We start from the raw sequence: 24,003 nt of genomic DNA, 5'->3' as shown, positions 1-24,003 counted from the left end.
ATGACGCAGTCTCCCAGGAAACCGAGGAGCCTGCATCGCGAGCAAGCTTTGCTCCCACAAGTCCTCGCCACAGGGTTCGCACACAGGAATCCGGCTTTTCCCACAACAGTTTTTTCAACCTTGCAAAACAAGGCCATCATGACGCCGCCCCTTCTCCACCTCGAAGACGACCTCACCCGCCTCACCCTGGCCCCGCACCTGGGCGCCAGTCTGGTTGAATGGACATTGCGCAGCACCGGCGCCCCCCTGCTGCGCCCGCCCGCGCCGCAAGCGCTGGAAAACGGTCTGCCGGGCAAACTCGGCTGCTTTCCGTTGATCCCGTGGTCGAACCGGATCGCCCAAGGCGGTTTCGACTGCCCCGGCGGTTGGCTGGCCCTGAACGCCAACAGCCTTAACGATCCGTTCCCGATCCATGGCAGCGCCTGGCAGCAACCGTGGCAAGTGATCGAGCAAAGCGCCCAGGAAGTGTTGTTGCAACTCGACAGCCAATCCCCGTTCGCCTATTGCGCCAGCCTGCGGATTCGCCTCAGCGGCGGCCAATTGCAGATCGCAATGTTCGTCACCCACATGGCGAAGCAGCCCGCCTGGCATGGGCTGGGCTTGCATCCGTATTTTCCGCGCACCGCCCGCACGCGCCTGCAAACCCGGGCGAGCGAAGTTTGGAAATGCGATGCCAGCAAGCTGCCTACGGAGCTGAGTGTTATTCCTGCCGAGTGGGATTTCCAGGAGACCCGGGCGCTGCCCGATACACTGGTGGACAATGGCTTCGGTGGCTGGGACGGCGATTGCCTGATCCAGCAACCGGACCTGGGGTATGAACTGCAATGCCGCGCCAGCGGTAGCACGTACTTCTTGCTGTACTGCCCCGTGGGCCTGGATTTCTTCTGCATCGAACCGGTCAGCCATCCGGTCAATGCCCATCACCTGCCTGGACGGCCGGGGCTGCGTTTGCTGGAGCAAGGGCAGTCAGTGGCGTTGGGGTTTTCGATGCAGTGTCGGTTGCTCTAACGCCCACATCCCTGTGGGAGCAAGGCTTGCCCGCGATGCAGGCACCTCGGTTTCCCGGTAGACCGCGTCACCTTCATCGCGGGCAAGCCTTGCTCCCACAGAGAGGGCGCTCGTCACAAAGGGTCTGCGTAGAGAAGCTACGCCCGCACCAGCATGAATACCGCCACCCCCAGGCACACCCCGGCAAACCCCACCTGCAACGCCCGGGCCGGGACCTTGGTCGACACTCGCCGCCCGAGCACCATCCCGACGATGCTCGCCGCAATGAACACCGCCCCGACCCGGTCGATGCTCACCCCGGCATGAAACGCACCCACCACGCCAATCAGCGAAATCAGGCTGATGACCATCAACGAAGTCGCGACGATCCCGCGCATCTGTACGTCGGTCAATTGCTTGAACGCCGGCACGATCAGGAAGCCGCCCCCCACGCCCAGCAGCCCCGAGACCAGGCCCGTCACCGCGCCCAATGCAGACAGTGTGGCCGTGCATCGGGCAGTCCAGGCCAGGCGCCCGGTCTCGCGGTCGAGCATGCAATTCTTCTGGCCCCAACTGGCCGCGCCATGATCGCTGGGCCCCGCTTGTGGCGTTTCCCGCCGCAACATGCGCGCCGCCACCAGCACCATCAACAGGCTGAACAGCATCATCAGGATTTTTTCCGAGAGCTGATGGGCGAGGTAGATGCCCATCGGCGAAAACACCGCGCCCAGCAACGCAATCAGCAGGGCCGCACGGTAGCGCACCAGGCCATGGCGCAGCCCATCGATGGCGCCCACCGCCGCCGCGCTGCCCACCGCGAACAGCGCCACCGGCGCGGCCTCGGTCATGCTCCACCCCAGGCCCAACACCAACGCCGGCACCGCCAGGATGCCGCCGCCCGCCCCCGTAAGGCCCAGGACCAGCCCCATGACCACACCAAAAAAACTTGCCAGTAACATTCAGGTTCTCTCAAGCCGCGCACACCTGTTGGCAGGTGCGATCGCATTTGCAGGACGCCTTGGCCCTCACTAAGCTGCGGACCATATGTTGTAACCTCAAGCGTAGCAACCGCTTCTTCCCGCACAGGTCCGCTGTCATGCCCGCGCAGATCCAAAGTTTTCTCGACCCCGCCTCCAAGACCTATACCCACGTCGTGTATGAACACGACGGCGGGCAGTGCGCGGTGGTCGACCCAGTGCTCGACTACGACCCGGCTTCGGGCCGCAGCGGCACCGAACAGGCTGATCGGGTGATCGCTTTCGTGAAGGAACATCAACTGACGGTGCAATGGCTGCTGGAAACCCACGCCCATGCCGATCACCTGTCCGCCGCGCCTTATCTGCGGCGAGAGCTGGGCGGCAAGATCGCCATTGGCGAGTCCATCGGCCAGGTGCAGAACGTGTTCAAGACGCTGTTCAACCTGGAGCCGCACTTCGCCGTCGACGGTTCGCAATTCGACCACCTGTTCGCGCCCGACGAGTCCTTCCTGATCGGCAACCTCAAGGCCACCGCCCTGCACGTGCCCGGCCATACCCCGGCGGACATGGCCTATCTGATCGACGGCGACGTGATCCTGGTGGGCGATACGCTGTTCATGCCCGACGTAGGCACGGCCCGTTGCGACTTCCCGGGCGGCAATGCCCATCAGCTCTACGCCTCGATCCGCAAGTTGCTGGCCTTCCCTGCCGGGGTGCGATTGTATGTCTGTCATGACTATCCACCGGAGGAGCGCGAGCCCCACTGCATAAGTACCGTGGGTGAGCAGCGCCAGCACAACATCCATGTTCGCGATGGCATCGATGAAGCCTCGTTCGTGGCCATGCGTACCCAGCGCGACAAGACACTGGGCATGCCGACGCTACTGTTGCCGGCGATCCAGGTGAATGTGCGCGCCGGGCACCTGCCGCCGGCTGAGGACAATGGCGTGACTTACCTGAAGATTCCGATCAACCAGCTCTAGATGCTTGGGGGCTGCTGCGCAGCCCAGCGGGAGCAATCTCTGACCACAGCGGTGGGTCTGCTTGTGCGGAGGTTGGAGGTGAAGCAGGCTCGCTCCCACAGGAATCGGCGGCGGACGCAGTACCCGACAACACCGCAAATCCCATGTGGGAGCGAGCTTGCTCCCACAAGAATCGGCGGCGGTCGCAGTACCCGGCAACACCGCAAATCCCTGTGGGAGCTGAGCTTGCTCGCGATGGCGGTGGGTCTGCTTGCATCATTGTTGAATGACAGCTAGCTCCCTCAGGGACTGGTCTTTTGATCAGGTTCCCAAGGTCAATCCATTGGCCGGCAACGGCAGCGCGGTCTTGTAGCGCACCTGCTTGAGGGCAAAGCTTGAGCGGATGTTCGCCACGCCCGGGACCTTGGTCAAAAAGTCCATCATGAACCGCTCCAGCGACTGGATGGTCGGCACCAGCACGCGGATCAAGTAATCCGGATCACCGGCCATCAAGTAGCATTCCATCACCTCCGGCCGGTCGGAGATGGCCTCTTCGAAGTGCTGCAGCGCCTCCTCCACCTGCTTCTCCAGGCTCACATGGATGAACACGTTGACGTGCAACCCCAGCAGGTCGGCGTCCAGCAGCGTGACCTGCTCGCGGATCACCCCCAGCTCCTCCATCGCCCGGACGCGGTTGAAGCACGGCGTCGGCGACAGGTTGACCGAACGGGCGAGATCCGCGTTGGTGATACGGGCGTTTTCCTGAAGGCTGTTCAGAATGCCGATGTCGGTGCGATCCAATTTACGCATGAGACAAATAATCCTGCTTTTTATCGTTGTGCAGATTTTTTATCTGCAAATGATCTGAACAGCAAGCTAACAGAGAAAAATATTCTTCTTCGTCGAGCCTATGATTGTTGTAGGACAATTTCCCGTACCCGGGGAAATTCGTCAGCTAGCGCGCCCACTACAAGAAATTCACAAGATCGAGCGTAGAAAGCCATGAACCCAGCGTACGAACCGCTACGCCTGCACGTCCCCGAACCCTCGGGCCGTCCCGGCTGCAAGACCGACTTTTCCTACCTGCATCTGTCCGATGCCGGCACGGTGCGCAAACCACCCATCGACGTCGAACCCGCCGACACCGCCGACTTGGCCCGCAGCCTGATCCGCGTGCTCGACGACCAGGGCAATGCCCTAGGCGACTGGGCCGCGGACATCCCCGTCGAGATCCTGCGCAAAGGCATGCGTGCCATGCTCAAGACGCGCATCTACGACAACCGCATGGTGGTCGCCCAGCGTCAGAAAAAGATGTCGTTCTACATGCAAAGCCTTGGCGAAGAAGCCATCGGCAGCGCCCAGGCCCTGGCGTTGAACATCGACGACATGTGCTTCCCCACCTACCGCCAACAAAGCATCCTGATGGCCCGCGAGGTGCCGCTGGTGGACCTGATCTGCCAACTGCTGTCCAACGAGCGCGATCCGCTCAAGGGCCGGCAATTGCCGATCATGTACTCGGTCAAGGACGCCGGTTTCTTCACCATTTCCGGCAACCTCGCTACGCAATTCATCCAGGGCGTGGGTTGGGGCATGGCCTCGGCGATCAAGGGCGACACCAAGATCGCCTCGGCCTGGATCGGTGACGGCGCCACCGCCGAATCGGACTTCCACACCGCTCTCACTTTCGCCCACGTCTACCGGGCGCCAGTGATCCTCAACGTGGTCAACAACCAGTGGGCAATCTCCACCTTCCAGGCCATTGCCGGCGGTGAAGCCACGACGTTCGCCGGACGCGGCGTCGGTTGCGGCATCGCCTCCCTGCGTGTCGATGGCAACGATTTCATGGCGGTCTACGCCGCCTCGCGCTGGGCCGCCGAACGCGCCCGCCGCAACCTCGGGCCGGCGCTGATCGAATGGGTCACCTACCGCGCCGGCCCGCACTCCACCTCGGACGACCCTTCGAAGTACCGCCCCGCCGATGACTGGAGCCACTTCCCGTTGGGCGATCCGATCGCGCGCCTCAAGCAGCACATGGTGAAAATCGGCCAGTGGTCCGAAGAGGAACATGCGGCGGTCAGCGCCGAACTCGAAGCCGAGGTGATCGCCGCGCAGAAGGAGGCCGAACAGTACGGCACCCTCGCCGGTGGGCAGATTCCAAGCGCCGCGACCATGTTCGAAGACGTCTACAAAGAGATGCCGGAGCACTTGAAGCGCCAGCGTCAGCAGTTGGGGATCTGACATGAACGATCACAACAACACTATTGCGTTGGACACCGCCATGACCACTACCACCATGACCATGATCCAGGCCCTGCGCTCGGCCATGGACGTGATGCTCGAGCGCGACGACAACGTCGTGGTGTTCGGCCAGGACGTGGGTTACTTCGGTGGCGTGTTCCGCTGCACCGAAGGCCTGCAGAACAAATACGGCACCTCGCGGGTGTTCGACGCGCCGATTTCCGAAAGCGGTATCGTCGGCGTGGCGGTGGGCATGGGTGCCTATGGCCTGCGCCCGGTGGCCGAGATCCAGTTCGCCGACTACGTCTACCCAGCGTCGGACCAGATCATTTCCGAGGCGGCGCGCCTGCGCTATCGCTCGGCCGGCGAGTTCACCGCGCCGATGACCCTGCGCATGCCCTGCGGCGGCGGCATTTATGGCGGCCAGACCCACAGCCAGAGCATCGAGGCGATGTTCACCCAGGTCTGCGGGCTGCGCACCGTGATGCCGTCCAACCCCTACGACGCCAAGGGCCTGCTGATCGCCTCCATCGAAAACGATGACCCGGTGATCTTCCTCGAACCCAAGCGCCTGTATAACGGCCCCTTCGACGGCCACCACGACCGCCCGGTAACGCCGTGGTCGAAACACCCTTCGGCGCAGGTGCCGGACGGTTATTACACCGTACCGCTGGACGTCGCCGCCATCACCCGTCCGGGCAAGGACGTGACGGTACTCACCTACGGCACCACGGTCTACGTCTCCCAAGTGGCGGCCGAAGAAACCGGCATCGACGCCGAAGTCATCGACCTGCGCAGCCTCTGGCCGCTGGACCTTGAGACCATCGTCAAATCCGTGAAGAAGACCGGCCGCTGCGTGGTCGTCCACGAAGCCACCCGCACCTGCGGTTTCGGCGCCGAGCTGGTGTCGTTGGTGCAAGAACATTGCTTCCACCACCTGGAAGCGCCCATCGAGCGTGTCACTGGTTGGGACACCCCCTACCCGCATGCGCAGGAGTGGGCGTATTTCCCAGGGCCGTCCCGTGTGGGCGCGGCGTTGAAACGGGTCATGGAGGTCTGAATGGGCACGCACGTTATCAAGATGCCGGACATTGGCGAAGGCATCGCCGAAGTTGAACTGTCGGTGTGGCACGTCAAGGTCGGCGACATGGTGGTCGAAGACCAGGTGTTGGCCGATGTCATGACCGACAAGGCGATGGTGGACATCCCTTCGCCGGTGCATGGCCGGGTCATCGCCCTGGGTGGCGAGCCCGGTGAAGTCATGGCGGTGGGCAGTGAACTGATCCGCATTGAAGTCGAAGGTGCGGGTAACTTGAAAGAATCGGCCCAACCGGCTCCAGCCGCCGCGGCTGCGCAGGCACCGAAGCCGGCGCCAGTGGCCACGCCTGAACCGGTGCTGGAAAAAATTGCCGTGCCCCGCCCGGCTGCGCAAGCCCCGGTGGCCCGCGATCCCGACGAGCGTCCATTGGCCTCGCCGGCCGTGCGCAAACACGCGCTGGACCTGGGCATTCAATTGCGCCTGGTCCAGGGCAGCGGCCCCGCCGGACGGGTCCTGCACGAAGACCTCGACGCCTACCTGGCCCAGGGTCCGTCGCCCCAGGCCAAGGGCGGTTCGGGTTATGCCGAACGCCACGACGAGCAGCAGATCCCAGTGATCGGCATGCGCCGCAAGATCGCCCAGCGCATGCAGGAGGCAACCCAACGCGCCGCCCATTTCAGCTACGTCGAGGAAATCGACGTCACAGCCCTGGAAGAGCTGCGGGTTCACTTGAATGAAAAACACGGCGCCAGTCGCGGCAAGCTGACCCTGCTGCCGTTCCTGGTCCGTGCGTTGGTGGTGGCCCTGCGGGACTTCCCGCAGATGAACGCGCGCTACGACGACGAGGCCCAGGTCATCCACCGTTCGGGCGCCGTGCATGTTGGCGTCGCGACCCAGAGCGATGTGGGCCTGATGGTGCCAGTGGTGCGTCACGCCGAGGCCCGTACGCTGTGGGACAGTGCGACGGAAATTTCACGCCTGGCCACGGCGGCCCGCACGGGCAAGGCCAGTCGCGATGAGCTGTCCGGCTCGACCATCACCCTGACCAGCCTCGGTGCCCTCGGCGGCATCGTCAGCACGCCGGTGCTGAACCTGCCGGAAGTGGCGATTGTCGGCGTGAACAAAATCGTCGAGCGGCCCATGGTGATCAAGGGCCAGGTCGTGATCCGCAAGATGATGAACCTCTCCAGCTCCTTCGATCACCGAGTGGTCGACGGCATGGACGCGGCGCAATTCATCCAGGCCCTGCGTGGTCTGCTCGAACAACCCGCCACCTTGTTTGTGGAGTAAGCCATGCAGACTTTGAACACCACGCTGCTGATCATCGGCGGCGGTCCTGGCGGTTACGTGGCGGCGATCCGCGCCGGCCAGTTGGGCATCCCGACCATCCTGGTGGAAGGCCAGGCGCTGGGCGGCACTTGCCTGAACATCGGTTGCATCCCGTCCAAGGCATTGATCCATGTGGCCGAACAGTTCCACCAGACCCGGCACCATAGCCAGGGCTCGGCCTTGGGCATCACCGTGGCGGCGCCAACGCTGGACATCAACAAGAGCGTGGAATGGAAGGACGGCATCGTCGATCGCCTGACCACCGGCGTCGCGGCATTGCTGAAAAAGCACAAGGTCCAGGTCATTCAGGGCTGGGCCAAGGTGATCGATGGCAAGACAGTCGAGGTCGGCGATACCCGCATCCAGTGCGAACACCTGCTGCTGGCCACCGGTTCGAAAAGCGTCAACCTGCCGATGTTACCCGTGGGCGGGCCGATCATTTCCTCCACCGAAGCCCTCGCCCCCACCTCGGTGCCCAAGCACCTGGTGGTGGTCGGCGGTGGTTACATCGGCCTGGAACTGGGCATTGCCTACCGCAAGCTCGGCGCCGAGGTCAGCGTGGTCGAGGCCCAGGAGCGGATCCTGCCGGCGTACGACGGTGAGCTGACGCAACCGGTGCACGAGGCGCTCAAGCAGTTGGGCGTGAAGCTGTACCTCAAGCACAGCGTCGAAGGTTTCGATGCCCAGGCCAGTACCTTGCAAGTGCGTGATCCCAATGGCGAGACGCTGAACCTGGACACCGACCGGGTGCTGGTGGCCGTTGGTCGCAAACCCAACACCCAGGGCTGGAACCTTGAAGCACTGGACCTGGCGATGAACGGTTCGGCGCTGAAAATCGACAGCCGTTGCCAGACCAGCATGCGCAATGTCTGGGCCATTGGCGACCTGAGCGGTGAACCGATGCTTGCCCACCGGGCCATGGCCCAGGGCGAGATGGTCGCCGAGTTGATCGCCGGTCAGCATCGGGAATTCAACCCGACCGCCATTGCCGCGGTGTGCTTCACCGATCCGGAACTGGTGGTGGTCGGCAAGACGCCGGACGAGGCCAAGGCGGCCGGGCTCGATTGCATGGTGTCGAGCTTCCCGTTCGCCGCCAACGGCCGGGCCATGACTCTGGAATCGAAAAGCGGTTTCGTGCGGGTCGTGGCGCGCCGGGATAATCATTTGATCGTCGGCTGGCAAGCGGTTGGCGTCGGCGTGTCGGAGCTGTCCACCGCATTTGGCCAGTCCCTGGAAATGGGCGCGCGCCTGGAGGACATCGCCGGCACCATCCACGCCCATCCGACGCTGGGCGAGGCCGTGCAGGAAGCGGCGTTGCGGGCGTTGGGGCATGCGTTGCATCTGTGACAGTTGTGGGTGAATAACTTGTGGGAGCAAGGCTTGCCCGCGATACAGGCGATGCGGTCCTTCAGAAACCGAGTCGCCTGTATCGCGGGCAAGCCTTGCTCCCACAATCCCTCACAACGACCGCAGGGCTGTTTCCAGCTGCAGGATTCATGTTACAGGCTGCGAAACAACCCCGGAATGAAGTATTGTTGTCCCCATCCAAAAAACGTCAGAAGCCTTGAACCGTTTCGACGGTTGTTAAGAAATAGAGGGTGTCATGGGTAACGAGAGCATCAATTGGGACAAACTGGGCTTTGACTACATCAAGACCGACAAGCGCTACCTGTCGCACTGGCGCGATGGCGCCTGGGACGCGGGCACCCTGACCGACGACAACGTGCTGCACATCAGCGAGGGCTCCACCGCCCTGCACTACGGTCAGCAGTGCTTCGAAGGCCTGAAGGCCTATCGCTGCAAGGACGGTTCGATCAACCTGTTTCGCCCGGACCAGAACGCCGCCCGCATGCAGAACAGCTGTGCCCGTCTGCTGATGCCGCACGTCGACACCGAGCAGTTCGTCGAAGCCTGCAAGCAAGTGGTCCGCGCCAACGAGCGCTTCATCCCGCCTTACGGTACTGGCGGCGCGCTGTACCTGCGTCCGTTCGTGATCGGCGTGGGTGACAACATCGGCGTGCGCACCGCACCCGAGTTCATCTTCTCGATTTTCTGCATCCCGGTCGGCGCCTACTTCAAGGGCGGCCTGACCCCGCACAACTTCCTGATCTCCAGCTTCGACCGCGCCGCCCCACAAGGCACCGGCGCGGCCAAGGTCGGTGGCAACTACGCTGCCAGCCTGATGCCCGGCTCCCAGGCCAAGAAGGCCAGTTTCGCCGACTGCATCTACCTGGACCCGATGACCCATTCGAAAATCGAGGAAGTCGGCTCGGCCAACTTCTTCGGCATCACCCACGACAACAAATTCGTCACCCCGAAGTCCCCTTCGGTCCTGCCGGGCATCACCCGCCTGTCGCTGATCGAACTGGCCAAATCGCGCCTGGGCCTGGAAGTGATCGAAGGCGACGTGTTCATCGACAAGCTGTCGGACTTCAAGGAAGCCGGCGCCTGCGGTACCGCTGCGGTGATTACCCCGATTGGTGGCATCAGCTACAAGGACAAGCTGCACGTGTTCCACAGCGAAACCGAAGTCGGCCCGATCACCCAGAAGCTCTACAAAGAGCTGACCGGCGTGCAGACCGGCGACGTGGAAGCGCCGGCGGGTTGGATCGTCAAGGTTTGATCCAAGCCCTTCCAGGCACCTGAAGGCTTTTTTGTGGCGCGGGGATTTATCCCCGCTCGAGTGCGAAGCGCTCGCTTGGTTTTTGTGACTCACCCAAGTACTAGGGGTTGCTTCGCAACCCAGCGGGATAAATCCCCTCGCCACAGAGATTGCGCGGCCTCAAAAAAAAGCCCACTCCTGCTTCAGCAGGGGTGGCTTTTTTACATTTCGTTCAGTTACTCCCGCCGCAACACCAGCCATCGCCCCCAACGCTGGCGAAACCATCCATAACCGCTGACCAGCAGAATCCCACTCAATACCAAAGCCGCGCCAACGATGAAGTTCGGCTCCAGCGGCTCATCCAGCAACCAGACACCAAAACCGATGCCGAACAACGGCGTCATGAACGACAGCACCCCCAATTGCGACGCGAGGTAGCGGCGCAGCAGGGAAAACCAGATCAGGAAACTGGCGAAGGACACCAGCAACACCTGGAATGCCAGGCTGGCGATGAGTTGCGGCGTGGGGGTGATCGTCGTTTGCCCCAGAGCCACCGACATTCCGATCAGCAGTACCCCGGCGCCAACCAGTTGGTAGAGCAGCGTCTGGCTGGCCGGCAGATTCGTCAACCGCGAACAGCGTACCGTCACCGTGGTTGCGCCCCACAGCGCGCCGGCCAGCAAGCCCATGCCATCACCGAGCAACGAGCTGCCGTTCGCCGCCCCCGAGCCTCCTCTGAAGGCCACCACGATCCCGCCGAATGCAACCGCGATGCCCAACCACTGCGCCGGTTTGAGGCGTTCGCTCGGCAATCTCCAATGCAAGCCGAGGGCGGCGAACATCGGCGCGGTATAGAGGAAAATCACCATGTGCGAAGCCGTCGTATGCCGCAGGCCTTCGCCCACCATTACGAACTCCAAGGCAAACAACAACCCCACCAACAGGCCCGGGCGCCAACTGCCATCGGCCAGGGACAGGCGTTCACCGCGCACCAGCACCAACAACCAGACCAGCACCGCGGCGATGGCTGAGCGCACGCCCAGTTGCAGCATCGGCGCCATGTCGACGGCGCTGGCCTTGATCGCGACTTGCTGGAAACCCCAGATGGCACAGAGGCCGGTCATCAGGGCGCAGACCTGGCCATCCAGGGCGCGGCGGGTGGTCATGGGAAAGGTCCTTGGGCAGAAAGAGATGAAAGGATTGTCTGCCTGACACCTTTGCTGGATATAGTGATTACCCGACAAGCCATCCCGGTAATCCGCCATTGCGGTCGATATGCAGCCTCCAGCCCAACATCTGAAGATTCCTCCGTTCGACGCAGCCCTGCCCTCGCCGATCTACTTTCGCAGCGCCTGCATGCCGGCCCATGCGACTTACCCCCGGCACCGGCATGCCTGGGGTGAGTTCGTCTACTCCTACAGCGGGGTGATGGAAATCGAGATCGCCCAACACCATTACCTGGCGCCACCGCAGTACGGCATCTGGCTGCCACCGGACATGGAACACGTTGGATTCAATCGGCATGAGGCCTGCCATTGCTCGCTGTACCTGGCCGCCGAACTGTGCGACGCACTGCCTGCCGTGCCCTGTGCGCTGACCTTGAGCCCGCTGATTCGCGCGTTGCTGGAAGAACTGCGCAGCGACCCGCCAAGCCAGCCACAGACGCCCGAACAGCAGCGTTTGTTGCAGGTGCTGGTGGACAAGCTGGCGCGGGCGCCCCATGCCGGCAGCTACCTGCCCTCCTCGGATGATCCACTGCTGGGCCCCGTGCTGCGGGCCTTGGAGGCGAACCCCAGCGACCCGCGTTCCTTGCCGCAACTGGCCCGCGCCGCCAACACCACCGAACGCACGCTGATGCGCCGGGCCCAACGGGACCTGGGCATGTCCCTGGTGGAATGGCGCCAGCGCCTGAAAGTCATCGAGGCCCTGGCCCTGCTCGAACGTGGCCAGAGCGTGGAAACCATCGGCCTGGACCTGGGCTACAGCAGCGCCTCGGCGTTTATCAGCATGTTTCGCAAAATGATGGGCACCACGCCGGATGAGTATCGGCGCAGGCATATGGCTGGATGATATGGGTGGTGCTCGCGATAGCGGTGGGTCAGTTTGCTAAGGCTTGAATGTTCCACCGTCATCGCGAGCAAGCTCGCTTCCACAGGGGGCTTGGGCGTTCATGGGTTTTGTGTTCAGCGCAGCTCCATTGTGGGAGCGAGCTTGCTCGCGATAGCGCCAGTGGGTTTGGCATCGATTTCGGCACTGACCCCAAACCGCCCCGCCATCGCCTTGCGGCCACTGGCCGTCAACCCCAGCGCCCGGCTGTCCAGGTCCTGGATTACCCATTTGCGCTTGATCGCCACTTGCAGCAACGCCGCGCCCAAGGCCCCGCCCAGGTGGGGGCGGCGCATGCTCCAATCCAGGCAAGGACAGGCGAATCGGCGGCGTTGCGTGGCGAGGTGCTGGACATCGACGCCCAATCCCTCGAACACCGCCTCACCGGATTCACTCAGCCGATAGCCCTCGCCCTCCATGTCCACCAGCCACTCGGCCTCGAGCATGCGGTCATGCAGGCGCACCGCCAAGGTGCCGGCCATGTGGTCGTAGCAGGTGCGGGCAAATTGCAGGCGATCCGGTGTGCGCGGCGTGAACGTCGGCGTGGCGCTCTGGCCGATCACCATCAGCGCCTCAAGCGCCTGGGCCACGCGCGGGTCCGCCAGGCTGTAATAACGATGACGCCCCTGGACATGCAGGCGCACCAGGGCCATTTGCTTGAGTTTCGCCAGATGGGCGCTGGCGGTCGAGGCGCTGACCTCGGCGATGCTCGCCAATTCGGTACTGGTGCGGGCGTGGCCGTCCATCAGCGCACACAGCATCCGGGTGCGGGCCGGCTCGGCGATGGCTGCGGCCACGTGGGACACGCCCAGATCATGCTGTTCTGCGTTCATATTTCGCTCCCCGACGAATCAAGCCATGCATCGACTGGGGATAGTAGCAACACTTTCGCCCTCACGAACAAGGCCGCGCTTCATGGACCCGATCACCGCCGCGACACATCCCGACCCTTACCCTTTCTACGCCGCCCTGCGCGCTGCCGGCGGACTGGCCTTCGACCCTGTGTTGAACCTGTGGGTCGCCAGCAGCGCCGAGGCCGTGTGCGCGGTATTGCATCACACCGACTGCCTGGTGCGCCCGGTCCACGAGCCCGTGCCCAAGGCCATTGCCGAGGGCCCGGCCGGCCACGTGTTCGGGCACTTGATGCGCATGAACGAAGGTGAACGGCAGCGTTGCCCGAGGGCGGCGATTGCGCCGGCGTTGCAAGACACCACCCCCCGGCAGATCGAAGCATTGGTCAGGGCCCGTCGCCTCCAGGACGGCGCCGAAGGCCTGCACCAGGCTCAATTCATCGGGCCGGCCAGCGTGGTCGCGGCATTGCTCGGTTTCAGCCCGACGGGCAGCCGCCTGATCAGCGCATTGACCGGGGATTTCGTCGCCTGCCTGTCGCCCCTGAGCCAGGCGCCGCAACTGGATGCCGCGCACCGGGCCAGCGAGCAACTGACCAGGTTGTTCCAGGAGCGGATCGAGGCGCAGGACAATCCTTTATTGATGCGCATGGGGCAAGGCTTCGAAGACGCGGACAGCAAAATCGCCAACCTGATCGGCCTGCTCTCGCAAACCTATGAAGCCACCGCTGGCCTGATCGGCAACGCGCTGCTGGCGCTGATCGGCGATCCGGCGTTACGTCAGGTACTGCGGGACGACCCGGCACAGGTCGGCCCGTTACTGGCCGAAGTCCAGCGTTTCGACCCGCCCGTGCAAAACACCCGCCGCTTCGTCGCCGCCCCTTGCGAACTCCTCGGCAGCGCATTGAACCCTGGAGAAACGATCCTGGTGCTACTGGCCTCAGCCAACCGCGACCCGCAGCTCAACACACAGCCGGACGTCCTGCTGCTCGACCGCCCAAACCGCCGCAGTTTCAGCTTCGGCAGCGGACGCCATGAATGTCCAGGCCAAACCCTGGCCATGGGCATCGCCCGCGCCACCCTGGCGATGATCCTTGAGGGCGAACCGCCACTGGAGCGGTTGACCTGGCGCTACCGCCCTTCGGTCAACGCACGCATCCCGCTGTTCAGCGAGCGGTCATGACCCGCTCCAGCCCCCTCAATCGTCCCGGGTCAGGACTTCCAACAACTCGATTTCAAAGATGAGGTTGGCGTTGGGCTTGATATGGGCGCCCATGGACCGCTCACCGTAGGCCAGGTGGGCCGGCACCCACAACTTGCGCTTGCCACCAACTTGCATGCCCATCAGGCCCAGGTCCCAGCCTTTGATAACGCGACCGGTGCCAATCACGCATTGGAAAGGTTTGCCGCGACTGTAGGACGAATCGAATTCGGTGCCGTCTTCGAGCGTGCCGCGGTATTGAGTGGTGATCAGCGCACCTTTGACTACGCTTTTGCCGTCGCCCTGTTGCAGGTCGATGATTTGCAGTTCTTCATTCATGGCATATCCCTCGTGTGATCCTGGCGCGGGGTTTTCGCAGAAATCAGCACGCATGGCAAACGTTGTCTGCCCCGCATCAGGGAACCGCGGCGGCCTCTTCGGTTCACATGGGTATCGGCCCTGCATTTCAGATAAGGATTTTCTGATGATCGACTCTCGTCCACACCACAGTTTCATTCCTCCGTACATCCTCAATCGCATCATCGCCCACGGCTCCGAACAGCAACGCTCCAGCGCCCTCGGCACCTTGACCCACGTGCGCAGCCTGCGACACAACCCTGGCCCGCCCAGCGCCCCGCCCGTCGCGGCGGCGCTGCCCAAGCCCGGCAAGGCCGGACATCCGCAACGCAGCGTGCATGACGCCCAGAACAGCATGGAACTGCCCGGCCAGCCGGTGCGTCTGGAAGGCCAGCGGGCCAGTGGCGACCCGGCCGTGGACGAGGCCTACGATGCCCTCGGCGCCACCTATGATTTTTTCTGGAAGGTCCTGGGGCGTGACTCCATCGACAACAAAGGCTTCGCCCTGGTGGGCAGCGTGCATTACGGCCAGGGCTACGAAAACGCCTTCTGGAACGGCGCGCAGATGGTGTTCGGCGACGGCGATGGCGAAATTTTCCAGCGCTTCACCCGCTCCCTCGACGTGGTTGCCCACGAACTGGCCCATGGTGTCACTGAAAGCGAAGCCGGGTTGATCTACGCCAATCAGTCCGGTGCGTTGAACGAATCCATCTCCGATGTGTTCGGTGTGCTGGTCAAGCAGTTCGTGCTCGAACAGACCGCCGACCAGGCCGACTGGCTGATCGGCGCCGACCTGCTCACCGACAAGATCAACGGCGACGGCCTGCGCAGCATGTCCAACCCCGGCAGCGCCTACGATGACCCGCTGCTGGGCAAGGACCCGCAACCGGCGCACATGCGCGAATTCGTGATTACCCGGGAAGACAACGGCGGCGTGCACATCAACTCCGGCATCCCCAACCGGGCCTTTTATCTGGTGGCGACCACACTCGGCGGATTTGCCTGGGAAAAAGCCGGCCGGATCTGGTATGAAACCTTGTGCGACCGAAGACTGGCGAACGACGCGTCCTTCAGCGCCTTCGCCCGCCTGACCGTCGAGCACGCCCGCCAGCGCTTCGGCACGCGGGAAGTGCAGGCGGTACAGAACGGCTGGGCCCAGGTCGGCGTCGACCTGACACAGGAGAGCTGATGAAAACCCTTCCAGACCTCGACGACAAGGCCGTGGTACGGCTGTCGCGCCAGGGCGGCGTGGCCGCCATCCATGCACTGACCCGGCCACGGGAAATCGAGTTCGCCCAGTGCGACCTCGACCAGCGTACCCGCATCTGTTCGGTCTTGGAGGGCTGCCTGCCGCTGACCTCCTCCACGCCCGGGCGCGGCGACCAGCGGTTTTTCCAGATCGAGGTGCGTTATCGCGCCAACGACCAGGACGACGAGATGGTGCTGCAGGTGCCCGAGGATCAGGCACCCGGCGAGTTGGTTCACCTGTGGGACAAAGGCGAAGTGCTCTGAACTAACGCGTGGCCGGCACGATCTTGACGATCGCGCCGGACACGGTTTCGATCAGCAGGTACTTGTCGTCGATATGCACCCATTGCTGCTCGTTTGTCGGCTGTTCGAGCTTCTTCTGTTTCCAGTCTTTCATGGCCCGGTCCGCACGCTGGTAGTCCGCTGGTACCCGGTCGTTCTCCACCAGCCTGCGGCCATTGCTCGGCGAATGCTCCAGGGCGTCTCCGGTTTTCTCGACCGCTTGCGCAACAGGCCCGAGGGCTCCGAGGCCGGCAATCAGGACCAGGCTGGCGATCAGGGTGGGTTTGCGCATAGAAAAAACTCCAGTTATTCGAGGGACTGAAACTGGGACTTCGCGGGCGGCAAATCATTCCTTAATTCCTGGAAACTCTCCTCTGCTTGTTCCTGGTGGCCCCTGTAGGAGCTGTCGAGCGGGAGCAAGCTCCCTCGCCACGGGTCGTGCATGGCATAGTGACAAGCCTGGACTACAACACTCGCCGGACGGCCCCACCATGAGCACCACCACTTCTTCCCCTGCCCTCAAGGAAATCTTCAACAACGCCCGCCTGGAGCACATCGCCGGCGAAATGCGTGCGGTGTACCCGGCATTCGACGCCAAGGCGTTCTTGCACATGGCCAACGACGGCCTGGCGGAACTGTCGGTGATGCAGCGCATGGCCCGGGTCAGTGAGTGCCTGCACGCGGTGCTGCCCTTCGATTATGAAGCGTCGCTGGAGGTGCTGCGTGCCCTGGCCCCCCGCCTGAACAGCATGTTTGTCAGCATGTTCCTGCCGCACTACGTGGCGTCTTACGGTCGACATCACTTCGACGTGTCGCTGGACGCGCTCCAGTATTTCACCCGGTTCGGCTCGTCGGAGTTCGCCGTGCGGCACTTCCTGCGCGACGACTTGGAGCGCACCCTCAAGGTCATGCACGGCTGGGCCCTGGACGCCAACGAGCACGTGCGCCGCCTGGCCAGCGAAGGCAGTCGACCGCGCCTGCCGTGGTCGTTTCACCTGGAGCCGATCCAGGCCAACCCCGACCTGGCCGCCGCGATCCTCGACACGCTCAAGGCCGACGACAGCCTTTATGTGCGCAAATCCGTGGCCAACCACCTCAACGACGTCACCAAACAGCATCCCGATTGGGTACTGGACCAGATCGAAGGCTGGCCACTGCAAGACCGCCACACCGCATGGATTGCCCGGCATGCGCTGCGTAGCCTGATCAAACAAGGCAACCCCAGGGCACTGGGGGTCATCGGCGCCGGTGGCAAAGCGCAGGTCCAGGTGCTGGATTTGCAGGTGACGCCGGCGGTGATTCGCTTGGGGGAACAGGTCACGCTGTCCTTCACGGTGCAATCAACCCTCGAGCAAAGCCAGCGCCTGGTGATCGACTACGCCATCGACTACGTGAAAGCCTCGGGCGGCACCTCGGCCAAGGTCTTCAAGCTCAAGACCTTCGACCTGCCCGCCCTGGGTCGCGTCAACCTCAGTCGGTCCCAATACATTCGCGAGCTGACCACGCGCAAACACTACGCGGGCCGGCACGCCGTGCACCTGCTGGTCAACGGCGAGCGGCTGGGGAGCACGGCGTTCGATATCGCCCCCTGAGGGTGTGTCAGGCCATCGCCACGGTTTTCGCCTGGCGAATTTCCTGCAGAAAGCGCTCGGCCGGCAGCGGATGCCCCAGCAGGTAACCCTGCAACGAATCGCAGCCCAACTGAGTCAGGAAGTCCTGTTGCACATCGGTCTCCACGCCTTCGGCGACGATCCGCAGACCCAGGGCCTGACCGAGGGCGACGATGGCCGAGACGATCGCCGCATCATCGCTGTCGTGCTCCAGGTCGCGCACGAAACCGCGATCGATCTTCAGCTCGTTGGCCGGCAGGCGCTTGAGGTACATCAGGCTCGAATAGCCGGTGCCAAAGTCATCGATGGACAGGTCCACGCCCATGTCCGAGAGCTGCTGCAGCACTGTCATGCTCGCGTCCGCATCGCTCATGGCGGTGGTCTCGGTGATTTCCAGGGTCAGGCTGTTGGCCGGCAGCTTATGCGTCTCCAGCGCCTTGGCCACGCTCTGTACCAAGCCGGCGTGGCAGAACTGCAAGGCCGAGAGGTTCACCGCGATGCGCCAGTCGGTATAACCGAGCACGTACCATTCGCGCATCTGCCGACAGGCTTCGTTCAATACCCATTCGCCGATGGGGATGATCAACCCGGTCTTTTCTGCCAGGTCGATGTACGTGTCGGGCATCAACAAGCCCTGGGTCGGGTGGGTCCAGCGCAACAAGGCCTCGGCCCCGACCGGACGACCATTGGCCGCGTCGAACTTGGGCTGGTAATGCAGGCTGAACTGGCGCTGTTCGACGGCCAAGCGCAAGTCTTGCAGCAGCTGTAATTGCTTGCGGGCGTTGCTGTTCATCGAGGCGTCAAAAAAACTGTAGCCGTTTTTGCCGGCGCCCTTGGCGTGGTACATCGCCGCGTCGGCGTTCATCAGCAGCTCTTCGGCGCTCTGGCCGTTGCCGGGGTAAAGGGCGATGCCAACGCTGGCGGATATCTGCAAATCATGCTCCGTCACCCGGAACGTGCGCCCGATCAAGCCGACCTGGCGTGCCGCCAGTCGCAGGGCATCGTCGGGCTCGGCCAGTTGCACCAGCAGCACGAACTCATCACCGCCGATCCGTGCCAGGGTGTCCTGGCTGCGCAGGTCTTCGCGCAGGCGCAGGGCCACGTCCCGCAGCAACAAGTCGCCCATGTGGTGACCAAAGGCATCATTGACCGGCTTGAAACCATCGAGGTCGATAAACATCAAGGCGAAGCAGCCGCCCTGCTCTTGCACCCGATGCATGGCCTGGTCGATCCGGTCGGCCAGCAGCACACGATTGGGCAGTCCGGTGAGGGGGTCGTGCAGGGCCAACTGAGTCAATTCCCGGTTGGCCCGGGTCAGGGACTGGGCCAGCTCGGCGGTGCGGGCTTCCAGGCGCGCATCGAGAATCGAGGTGAGCAAGGCAATGGCCAGCACCGCCAGGGTGGTGATCAACACCAGATTATCCAGGCCCTTGCCGCTCAAGCCGTCCAGCGAGCCACAAAAACTGCCTTCGCTGAACCGCGCCCCGGCCATGCCGGTGTAATGCATGCCGACGATGGCGATGCCCATGACCACCGCGGCGCCCGCGCGAGCCAGACGCACGTGAGGGGTGTTCTGGCGCAGGCGAAAGGCAATCCACAGCGCCGCCGCAGACGCGCCGACGGCAATCACCAAGGAAGCCCCGAAGAACGTCGGGTCGTAATCGATGCCCGGCTGCATCCGCAGCGCGGCCATGCCGGTGTAATGCATGGCGCTGATCCCGGCGCCCATGATCAGCGCACCAAAGGCCAGTTGCCACGCCGGCAATCGCGGCTGGCTGACCAGCCACAGGGCGAAACCGCTGGAAAGAATGGCAGTCAGCAGTGACAGCGCGGTGATCGGTACATCGTAGCCAAGCTCTATCGGCAAGGTGAACGCCAGCATGCCGATGAAGTGCATGGACCAGATGCCCACCCCCATCGCCAGCGCGCCCCCGGTCATCCAGAAATGCGCGGCACGCCCCTGGGCGGTCGCGATACGCCCGGCCAGGTCCAGCGCGGTGTAGGAAGCCAGTACTGCAACAAACAAGGAAATCGAAACAAGGGCGGGGGAGTAACTGCCGATGAGCATGGTTTTTTCTCGTAACTGGAGAACCGGACTGCTTCCATGCCCGGTGGAGGCCGGCGATTGTACTGAATCCTGACAGGGACGCACGAACCAAATATCAAAAAGCCATCAAACCTGGAATATTTTCGACGAAAGACACTACCCCTAGCAGGGTGAATATTTTTTGTGAAGAGCATCAATCATCTGTTCACCGCAGATCCATTGTGGGAGCGAGCTTACTCGCGAAAGCGGTGGGTCAGCTTGCTTCAGTGTTGAATATGCCGCCGCCATCGCGAGCAAGCTCGCTCCCACATTGGATCTCCTGTGAATATAAAACTTGTACCCGACCCAAATCCCCTGTGGGAGCGAGCTTGCTCGCGAAAGCGGTGGGTCAGCTTGCTTCAGTGTTGAATATGCCGCCGCCATCGCGAGCAAGCTCGCTCCCACATTGGATCTCCTGTGAATATAAAACTTGTACCCGACCCAAATCCCCTGTGGGAGCGAGCTTGCTCGCGATAGCGGTGGGTCAGCTTGCTTCAGTGTCGAATATGCCGCCGCCATCGCGAGCAAGCTCGCTCCCACATTGGATCTTCAGTGAACACAAATCCTGTGCACAGCCTAAATCCCTGCGGGAGCGAGCCTGCTCGCGATGACGGTGGGTCAGCCTGCGCACTGCCCCAGAGCCGTTCAGCTACCATCGAAGAACCACTTCAAGGAGGATTCCAATCATGGGCGTTCCAGCCAATCGTGCCTTGAGCACCGCACTCGTGGTGATCGATGTACAGAACGACTTCATCCCCGGCGGTCAACTGGCCGTGCCGGGCGGTGATGAGATCGTGCCGTTGATCAATCAGCTCGGCCATTCATTCAGGCACGTCGTCCTCGCGCAGGACTGGCACCCGGCCGGGCATGCTTCGTTTGCGTCCAGTCATCCGGGCAAGCAACCTTTCGGCACCGTCCAATTGCCCTACGGCGAGCAGACACTCTGGCCCGACCACTGCCTACAGGGCAGCCACGGCGCCGCACTGCACCCGGCACTCAGGCTTGACCACGCCAAGCTGATCATTCGCAAAGGCTGCAACCCGGACATCGACAGTTATTCAGCCTTCATGGAAGCGGACCACCAGACCCCGACCGGGTTGACCGGCTACCTCAAGGAGCGCGGCATCGACACCGTATACCTGGTGGGCCTGGCCCTGGATTTCTGCGTGATGTATTCGGCACTGGATGCCCGGTTGGCCGGGTTCAACGCGTTTGTGGTGCTGGACGCCTGCCGGGGCATTGACAGGGATGGCTCGTTGGAGGCGGCGGTCCGGCGGATGCAGGAAGCGGGTGTGCAATTGATCGAGTCCGGCGCAATAGACGGTCGCCCCTTCGCTTGATGGCTCATACTAGGCATCTCCTTTCCGGACAGTGAGCCGCCATGCCCTTCCTCGCCCGCACCCACCCGCGTCTTTCCAGCGCCACGGTCCTTGGCCTGGCGGTGGGAATCCTGATTCCCGTGGATTCGATCACCAGCAAAATCCTGATCGGCTGGAATGCCGGGGTCTGGACCTACCTGGTACTGATGTCGTGGCTGACCGTGCGGGCCAAGGCGCCCGATGTGAGGCGCATCGCTGAAATCGAAGATGAAAATGCCGGACTGGTCTTGCTGGTGGTCTGCATCGCGGCCTTGGCCAGCTTGGCGACCATCACCTTCGAGCTGGCCGGCAGCCGCGACCTGCAAGCCGCCGGCAAGCTGTTGCATTACGGTTTCACGGCAATGACCGTAATCGGCTCATGGTTGCTGATCGGGGTGATTTTCAGCGTTCACTACGCGCGGTTGTATTACACCTGGGAGGGCAAGGAGCCGGCGCTGCGGTTTGCCGAAGGGCTGACTACGCCCAACTATTGGGATTTCCTGTATTTCTCTTTCACTATCGGCGTGGCGGTGCAGACCTCGGACTTGGGCGTGGCCACGCGGCAATTGCGCAAGATCGTATTGGCGCAATCGTTGATCGGGTTTGTGTTCAACACGGCGATCCTGGGGTTTTCGATCAATATTGCGGCGGGGTTGTTTGGGTGAAGAGCATTGGGGCCGCTTCGCGGCCCAGCGGGAGCAAGCTCCCTCGCCACAGGGTCACGCGTCAAGCAAACAGCCTCAGGGCGGGGTGGGCAGCCACAGCCTGAAGCGTGCCCCGCTCAGTGGCGAGGCCTCGACGGTCAGTGTGCCGCCCTGGGCTTCCAGGGCCCGGCGACTGATGGCCAGGCCGAGGCCGAAGCCGCCCGTGGCGCGGTCGCGACTGCGGTCCAGACGGTAGAACGGCTCGAACACCCGCTCGCGTTCGCTGTCGGGTATGCCGATGCCGTCGTCGTCGACCCAGATCTCACAGCCTTGATCACCCACCAGCACACCGACCTGGATGCGCTTTTCGCAATAACGCATGGCATTGCGCAGCAGGTTCTGCAACGCCCGTGCGGTCAAGCGTGGGTCCAGTACGAAACGCTCCAACGCTCCATGCAACAGCACGTCGATCACCACGTCCGGCGCCGCCAGGTCCTCGTCGATGCTGCCAAGGATGCTGTCGATGAACTCGTCCAGCGCCACTTCGACCCGTTCGGGCAAGCGTTGCGGGTTTTGCAAACGGCTATAGGAGAGCAGTTCCAACACCAATTCATCCAGCTCGCGAATGTGCGCCACCAGCCCTTGCAGACGCTCGCGACTGGGCGCCGGCAAGTCATCGGACAGCGCCAGGGCCAGGCCGAAGTCGAGCCGCGTCAGGGGCGTGCGCAGTTCGTGGGACACGGCGTTGAGCAGGTCTCGTTGTTGGTTGAGCAGGTTCTCGATGTCCCCCGCCATCGTGTCGAACACGTGGGCCAGGCTACCGATGTTCGAACTGGAAGCGATGTGCGTACGTTCCTCCAAGTGACCTTTACCGAAACGCTCGGCAGTGCGCCGCAGGCGTTCCAGATCGCGCCAGTGCGGCCGCAACCAGAGCAACAGGCAGGCCAGCATCGTCGCGCCGATCAACACGTTGATGCTCCAGTACAACCAACTGACGTCGGCCGGGTCCGGCGGCACGACCATCTTCACCGCCGTGCGCTCGTCCAGCGGCGCCGCCGCCAAGGTTCGCCATGCCCAGTCGCCGAGGCGCACCACATTCTCGCCGCGCTTGAGACGCGCCTGCTCATCGGTGCTGAAGCCCTCGTCATCGACAGCGGCCAGTTCGATGCGCAGCGGCTCGAATTCCTTGTCCATCTGCGCCGCCAGCGCTGGCCACTGTTCGCTGGGCACGGCGCGGAACTGCTTGACCATCAACGTTTGCAGGCCCCGGGAGTAATCGAGGTTGTAGGTCAGGAAACGCTCGTGGAACAGGCGGACCACCAGTTCCGGCATCAGGTAGATCGCCGCGCTGTAGGACACGATGGTAACCAGGTACAGGCGAATCAGCAGCTTCCACATTGGCTCAGCATTCCCACTCGGAACGACTGAACAGATAGCCCTTGCCCCACACGGTCTTGATCTTGCGGGCTTCGTCGGCGTTGTCGTCGAACTTGCGCCGCAACTTGGAAATCGCCACGTCCACCGAACGGTCGGTACCGTTGAATTCGATGCCCCGCAGGCGTTGCAGTATCTGGTCGCGGCTCAGCACTTCACCGGAATGCCGGGCCAGCACTACCAGCAAGTTGTATTCGCCACTGGACAACTCCACTGGCTGTCCGCGCCAGGTCACGGTGCGCTCGGACAGGTCGATGCACAGGTTACCCATGAGGATGCGATCTTTGGCCGTCTGCGGCTCGGTGAGGCTGCTGCGGCGCAACAAGGTACGCACCCGCGCCAGTAACACTCGAGGCTCGCACGGTTTGGTGACGTAGTCGTCGGCGCCCATTTCCAGGCCCAGGACCTGGTCGTGGCTGTCGTCCCGGGCGGTGAGCATCAGGATCGGCAAGGTCGCCGAGTCAGCCCGCAGCAAGCGGCAGACCTGCAAACCGTCCAACCCCGGCAGCATCAGGTCGAGGATCACCAGGTCCGGTGGATCGACGCGCGCCCGTTCGCGCACATGATCGCCACGGCTGAGCACGCTGACCTGATAGCCGTTGCGTTCCAGGTAACTGGCGATCAGCTCGGAGAGTGCGGTGTCGTCTTCGACCAGGAGGATGTTGGGCATGGGTGTTTCCAGAAAAGTGCTGTGG

At 63.0% G+C, this 24,003-nt stretch carries 23 protein-coding genes; 14 read left to right on the top strand and 9 right to left on the bottom strand.

The genetic code is table 11. The features are described from left to right. The first annotated feature begins 138 nt into the window (after positions 1-138). Positions 139-1,008, top strand: a complete 870-nt coding sequence (locus tag AB4N80_RS16605; RefSeq protein WP_460078001.1) for an aldose 1-epimerase — start codon at positions 139-141, stop codon at positions 1,006-1,008. 137 nt (positions 1,009-1,145) lie between these two features. Here AB4N80_RS16605 and AB4N80_RS16600 read toward each other — a convergent pair whose 3' ends face one another. Then, complete coding sequence (locus AB4N80_RS16600; protein WP_305467505.1) at positions 1,146-1,946, bottom strand: sulfite exporter TauE/SafE family protein; 801 nt, start codon at positions 1,944-1,946, stop codon at positions 1,146-1,148. A 137-nt stretch (positions 1,947-2,083) separates the two neighbouring features. Between AB4N80_RS16600 and AB4N80_RS16595 the strand changes: the two genes are divergently transcribed. Then, positions 2,084-2,947, top strand: a complete 864-nt coding sequence (locus AB4N80_RS16595) for an MBL fold metallo-hydrolase (protein WP_305467506.1) — start codon at positions 2,084-2,086, stop codon at positions 2,945-2,947. Between the two features lie 300 nt (positions 2,948-3,247). On the opposite strand, the gene bkdR is transcribed toward AB4N80_RS16595, so the two are convergent. Continuing rightward, entirely contained in the window at positions 3,248-3,736 is a 489-nt protein-coding gene (gene bkdR / locus AB4N80_RS16590) for a Bkd operon transcriptional regulator BkdR (RefSeq protein WP_003202929.1), read from the bottom strand. 192 nt (positions 3,737-3,928) lie between these two features. Between bkdR and AB4N80_RS16585 the strand changes: the two genes are divergently transcribed. The 5 genes from AB4N80_RS16585 to AB4N80_RS16565 all read left to right on the top strand — a co-directional run bounded on the left by AB4N80_RS16585 (position 3,929) and on the right by AB4N80_RS16565 (position 10,155). Beyond that, positions 3,929-5,164: a 3-methyl-2-oxobutanoate dehydrogenase (2-methylpropanoyl-transferring) subunit alpha gene (locus AB4N80_RS16585; protein ID WP_060741704.1), complete on the top strand. Its 1,236-nt coding sequence runs from the start codon at positions 3,929-3,931 to the stop codon at positions 5,162-5,164. Position 5,165: 1 nt separating this feature from the next. Continuing rightward, entirely contained in the window at positions 5,166-6,224 is a 1,059-nt protein-coding gene (locus AB4N80_RS16580; protein ID WP_186640437.1) for an alpha-ketoacid dehydrogenase subunit beta, read from the top strand. Continuing rightward, positions 6,225-7,493, top strand: coding sequence for a dihydrolipoamide acetyltransferase family protein (locus AB4N80_RS16575; RefSeq protein WP_460077999.1), 1,269 nt, complete (start codon positions 6,225-6,227; stop codon positions 7,491-7,493). Positions 7,494-7,496: 3 nt separating this feature from the next. After that, a complete protein-coding gene (lpdA, locus tag AB4N80_RS16570) occupies positions 7,497-8,879 on the top strand; it encodes a dihydrolipoyl dehydrogenase (protein ID WP_460077997.1) in 1,383 nt (460 codons plus the stop codon). A 256-nt stretch (positions 8,880-9,135) separates the two neighbouring features. Further along, positions 9,136-10,155 carry a branched-chain amino acid aminotransferase gene (locus AB4N80_RS16565; protein WP_460077996.1) on the top strand — a complete coding sequence of 340 codons (1,020 nt, stop codon included), beginning with the start codon at positions 9,136-9,138 and terminating at the stop codon, positions 10,153-10,155. Positions 10,156-10,370: 215 nt separating this feature from the next. Here AB4N80_RS16565 and AB4N80_RS16560 read toward each other — a convergent pair whose 3' ends face one another. Continuing rightward, positions 10,371-11,300 (bottom strand): DMT family transporter, encoded by a 930-nt coding sequence (locus AB4N80_RS16560; RefSeq protein WP_460077994.1) that lies wholly within the window; start codon positions 11,298-11,300, stop codon positions 10,371-10,373. 109 nt (positions 11,301-11,409) lie between these two features. On the opposite strand from AB4N80_RS16560, the gene AB4N80_RS16555 reads away from it, so the two are divergent. Then, positions 11,410-12,204 carry an AraC family transcriptional regulator gene (locus tag AB4N80_RS16555; protein ID WP_122566295.1) on the top strand — a complete coding sequence of 265 codons (795 nt, stop codon included), beginning with the start codon at positions 11,410-11,412 and terminating at the stop codon, positions 12,202-12,204. Positions 12,205-12,317: 113 nt separating this feature from the next. Here AB4N80_RS16555 and AB4N80_RS16550 read toward each other — a convergent pair whose 3' ends face one another. Continuing rightward, on the bottom strand, positions 12,318-13,073 hold the full coding sequence (locus AB4N80_RS16550) for an ArsR/SmtB family transcription factor (protein ID WP_460077992.1): 756 nt from the start codon (positions 13,071-13,073) through the stop codon (positions 12,318-12,320). 82 nt (positions 13,074-13,155) lie between these two features. Between AB4N80_RS16550 and AB4N80_RS16545 the strand changes: the two genes are divergently transcribed. Further along, positions 13,156-14,271 (top strand): cytochrome P450, encoded by a 1,116-nt coding sequence (locus AB4N80_RS16545; protein WP_122566293.1) that lies wholly within the window; start codon positions 13,156-13,158, stop codon positions 14,269-14,271. Between the two features lie 15 nt (positions 14,272-14,286). Here AB4N80_RS16545 and AB4N80_RS16540 read toward each other — a convergent pair whose 3' ends face one another. Then, positions 14,287-14,628 carry an FKBP-type peptidyl-prolyl cis-trans isomerase gene (locus AB4N80_RS16540; protein WP_053122889.1) on the bottom strand — a complete coding sequence of 114 codons (342 nt, stop codon included), beginning with the start codon at positions 14,626-14,628 and terminating at the stop codon, positions 14,287-14,289. A 145-nt stretch (positions 14,629-14,773) separates the two neighbouring features. Between AB4N80_RS16540 and AB4N80_RS16535 the strand changes: the two genes are divergently transcribed. Together AB4N80_RS16535 and AB4N80_RS16530 are read left to right on the top strand one after the other, a co-directional pair. Further along, entirely contained in the window at positions 14,774-15,835 is a 1,062-nt protein-coding gene (locus AB4N80_RS16535; RefSeq protein ID WP_122566292.1) for a M4 family metallopeptidase, read from the top strand. After that, complete coding sequence (locus AB4N80_RS16530; RefSeq protein ID WP_063320640.1) at positions 15,835-16,158, top strand: protealysin inhibitor emfourin; 324 nt, start codon at positions 15,835-15,837, stop codon at positions 16,156-16,158. The genes AB4N80_RS16535 and AB4N80_RS16530 overlap by 1 nt, the downstream gene beginning before the upstream one ends. 1 nt (position 16,159) lies before the next feature. Here AB4N80_RS16530 and AB4N80_RS16525 read toward each other — a convergent pair whose 3' ends face one another. Continuing rightward, positions 16,160-16,468 carry an RcnB family protein gene (locus AB4N80_RS16525; protein ID WP_122566291.1) on the bottom strand — a complete coding sequence of 103 codons (309 nt, stop codon included), beginning with the start codon at positions 16,466-16,468 and terminating at the stop codon, positions 16,160-16,162. A gap of 199 nt (positions 16,469-16,667) precedes the next feature. On the opposite strand from AB4N80_RS16525, the gene AB4N80_RS16520 reads away from it, so the two are divergent. Continuing rightward, positions 16,668-17,768 carry a DNA alkylation repair protein gene (locus AB4N80_RS16520; protein WP_460077990.1) on the top strand — a complete coding sequence of 367 codons (1,101 nt, stop codon included), beginning with the start codon at positions 16,668-16,670 and terminating at the stop codon, positions 17,766-17,768. 7 nt (positions 17,769-17,775) lie between these two features. Here the strand turns inward: AB4N80_RS16520 and AB4N80_RS16515 are convergent, their stop codons facing one another. Further along, entirely contained in the window at positions 17,776-19,854 is a 2,079-nt protein-coding gene (locus AB4N80_RS16515) for a putative bifunctional diguanylate cyclase/phosphodiesterase (protein WP_122566289.1), read from the bottom strand. A 704-nt stretch (positions 19,855-20,558) separates the two neighbouring features. Between AB4N80_RS16515 and pncA the strand changes: the two genes are divergently transcribed. Continuing rightward, positions 20,559-21,212 (top strand): bifunctional nicotinamidase/pyrazinamidase, encoded by a 654-nt coding sequence (pncA, locus tag AB4N80_RS16510; RefSeq protein WP_460077988.1) that lies wholly within the window; start codon positions 20,559-20,561, stop codon positions 21,210-21,212. Between the two features lie 41 nt (positions 21,213-21,253). Next, positions 21,254-21,895: a DUF1345 domain-containing protein gene (locus tag AB4N80_RS16505; RefSeq protein WP_460077987.1), complete on the top strand. Its 642-nt coding sequence runs from the start codon at positions 21,254-21,256 to the stop codon at positions 21,893-21,895. Between the two features lie 75 nt (positions 21,896-21,970). Here AB4N80_RS16505 and AB4N80_RS16500 read toward each other — a convergent pair whose 3' ends face one another. Further along, positions 21,971-23,272 carry an ATP-binding protein gene (locus AB4N80_RS16500; protein WP_122566286.1) on the bottom strand — a complete coding sequence of 434 codons (1,302 nt, stop codon included), beginning with the start codon at positions 23,270-23,272 and terminating at the stop codon, positions 21,971-21,973. A gap of 4 nt (positions 23,273-23,276) precedes the next feature. Next, entirely contained in the window at positions 23,277-23,978 is a 702-nt protein-coding gene (locus AB4N80_RS16495) for a response regulator (protein ID WP_460077985.1), read from the bottom strand. Between the last annotated feature and the right edge of the window lie 25 nt (positions 23,979-24,003).

The sequence above is a fragment of the Pseudomonas sp. H3_A02 genome (assembly GCF_054671965.1).
Note: the sequence above shows the minus strand (reverse complement) of the source record. Positions and strands in the feature narration are given on the sequence as shown.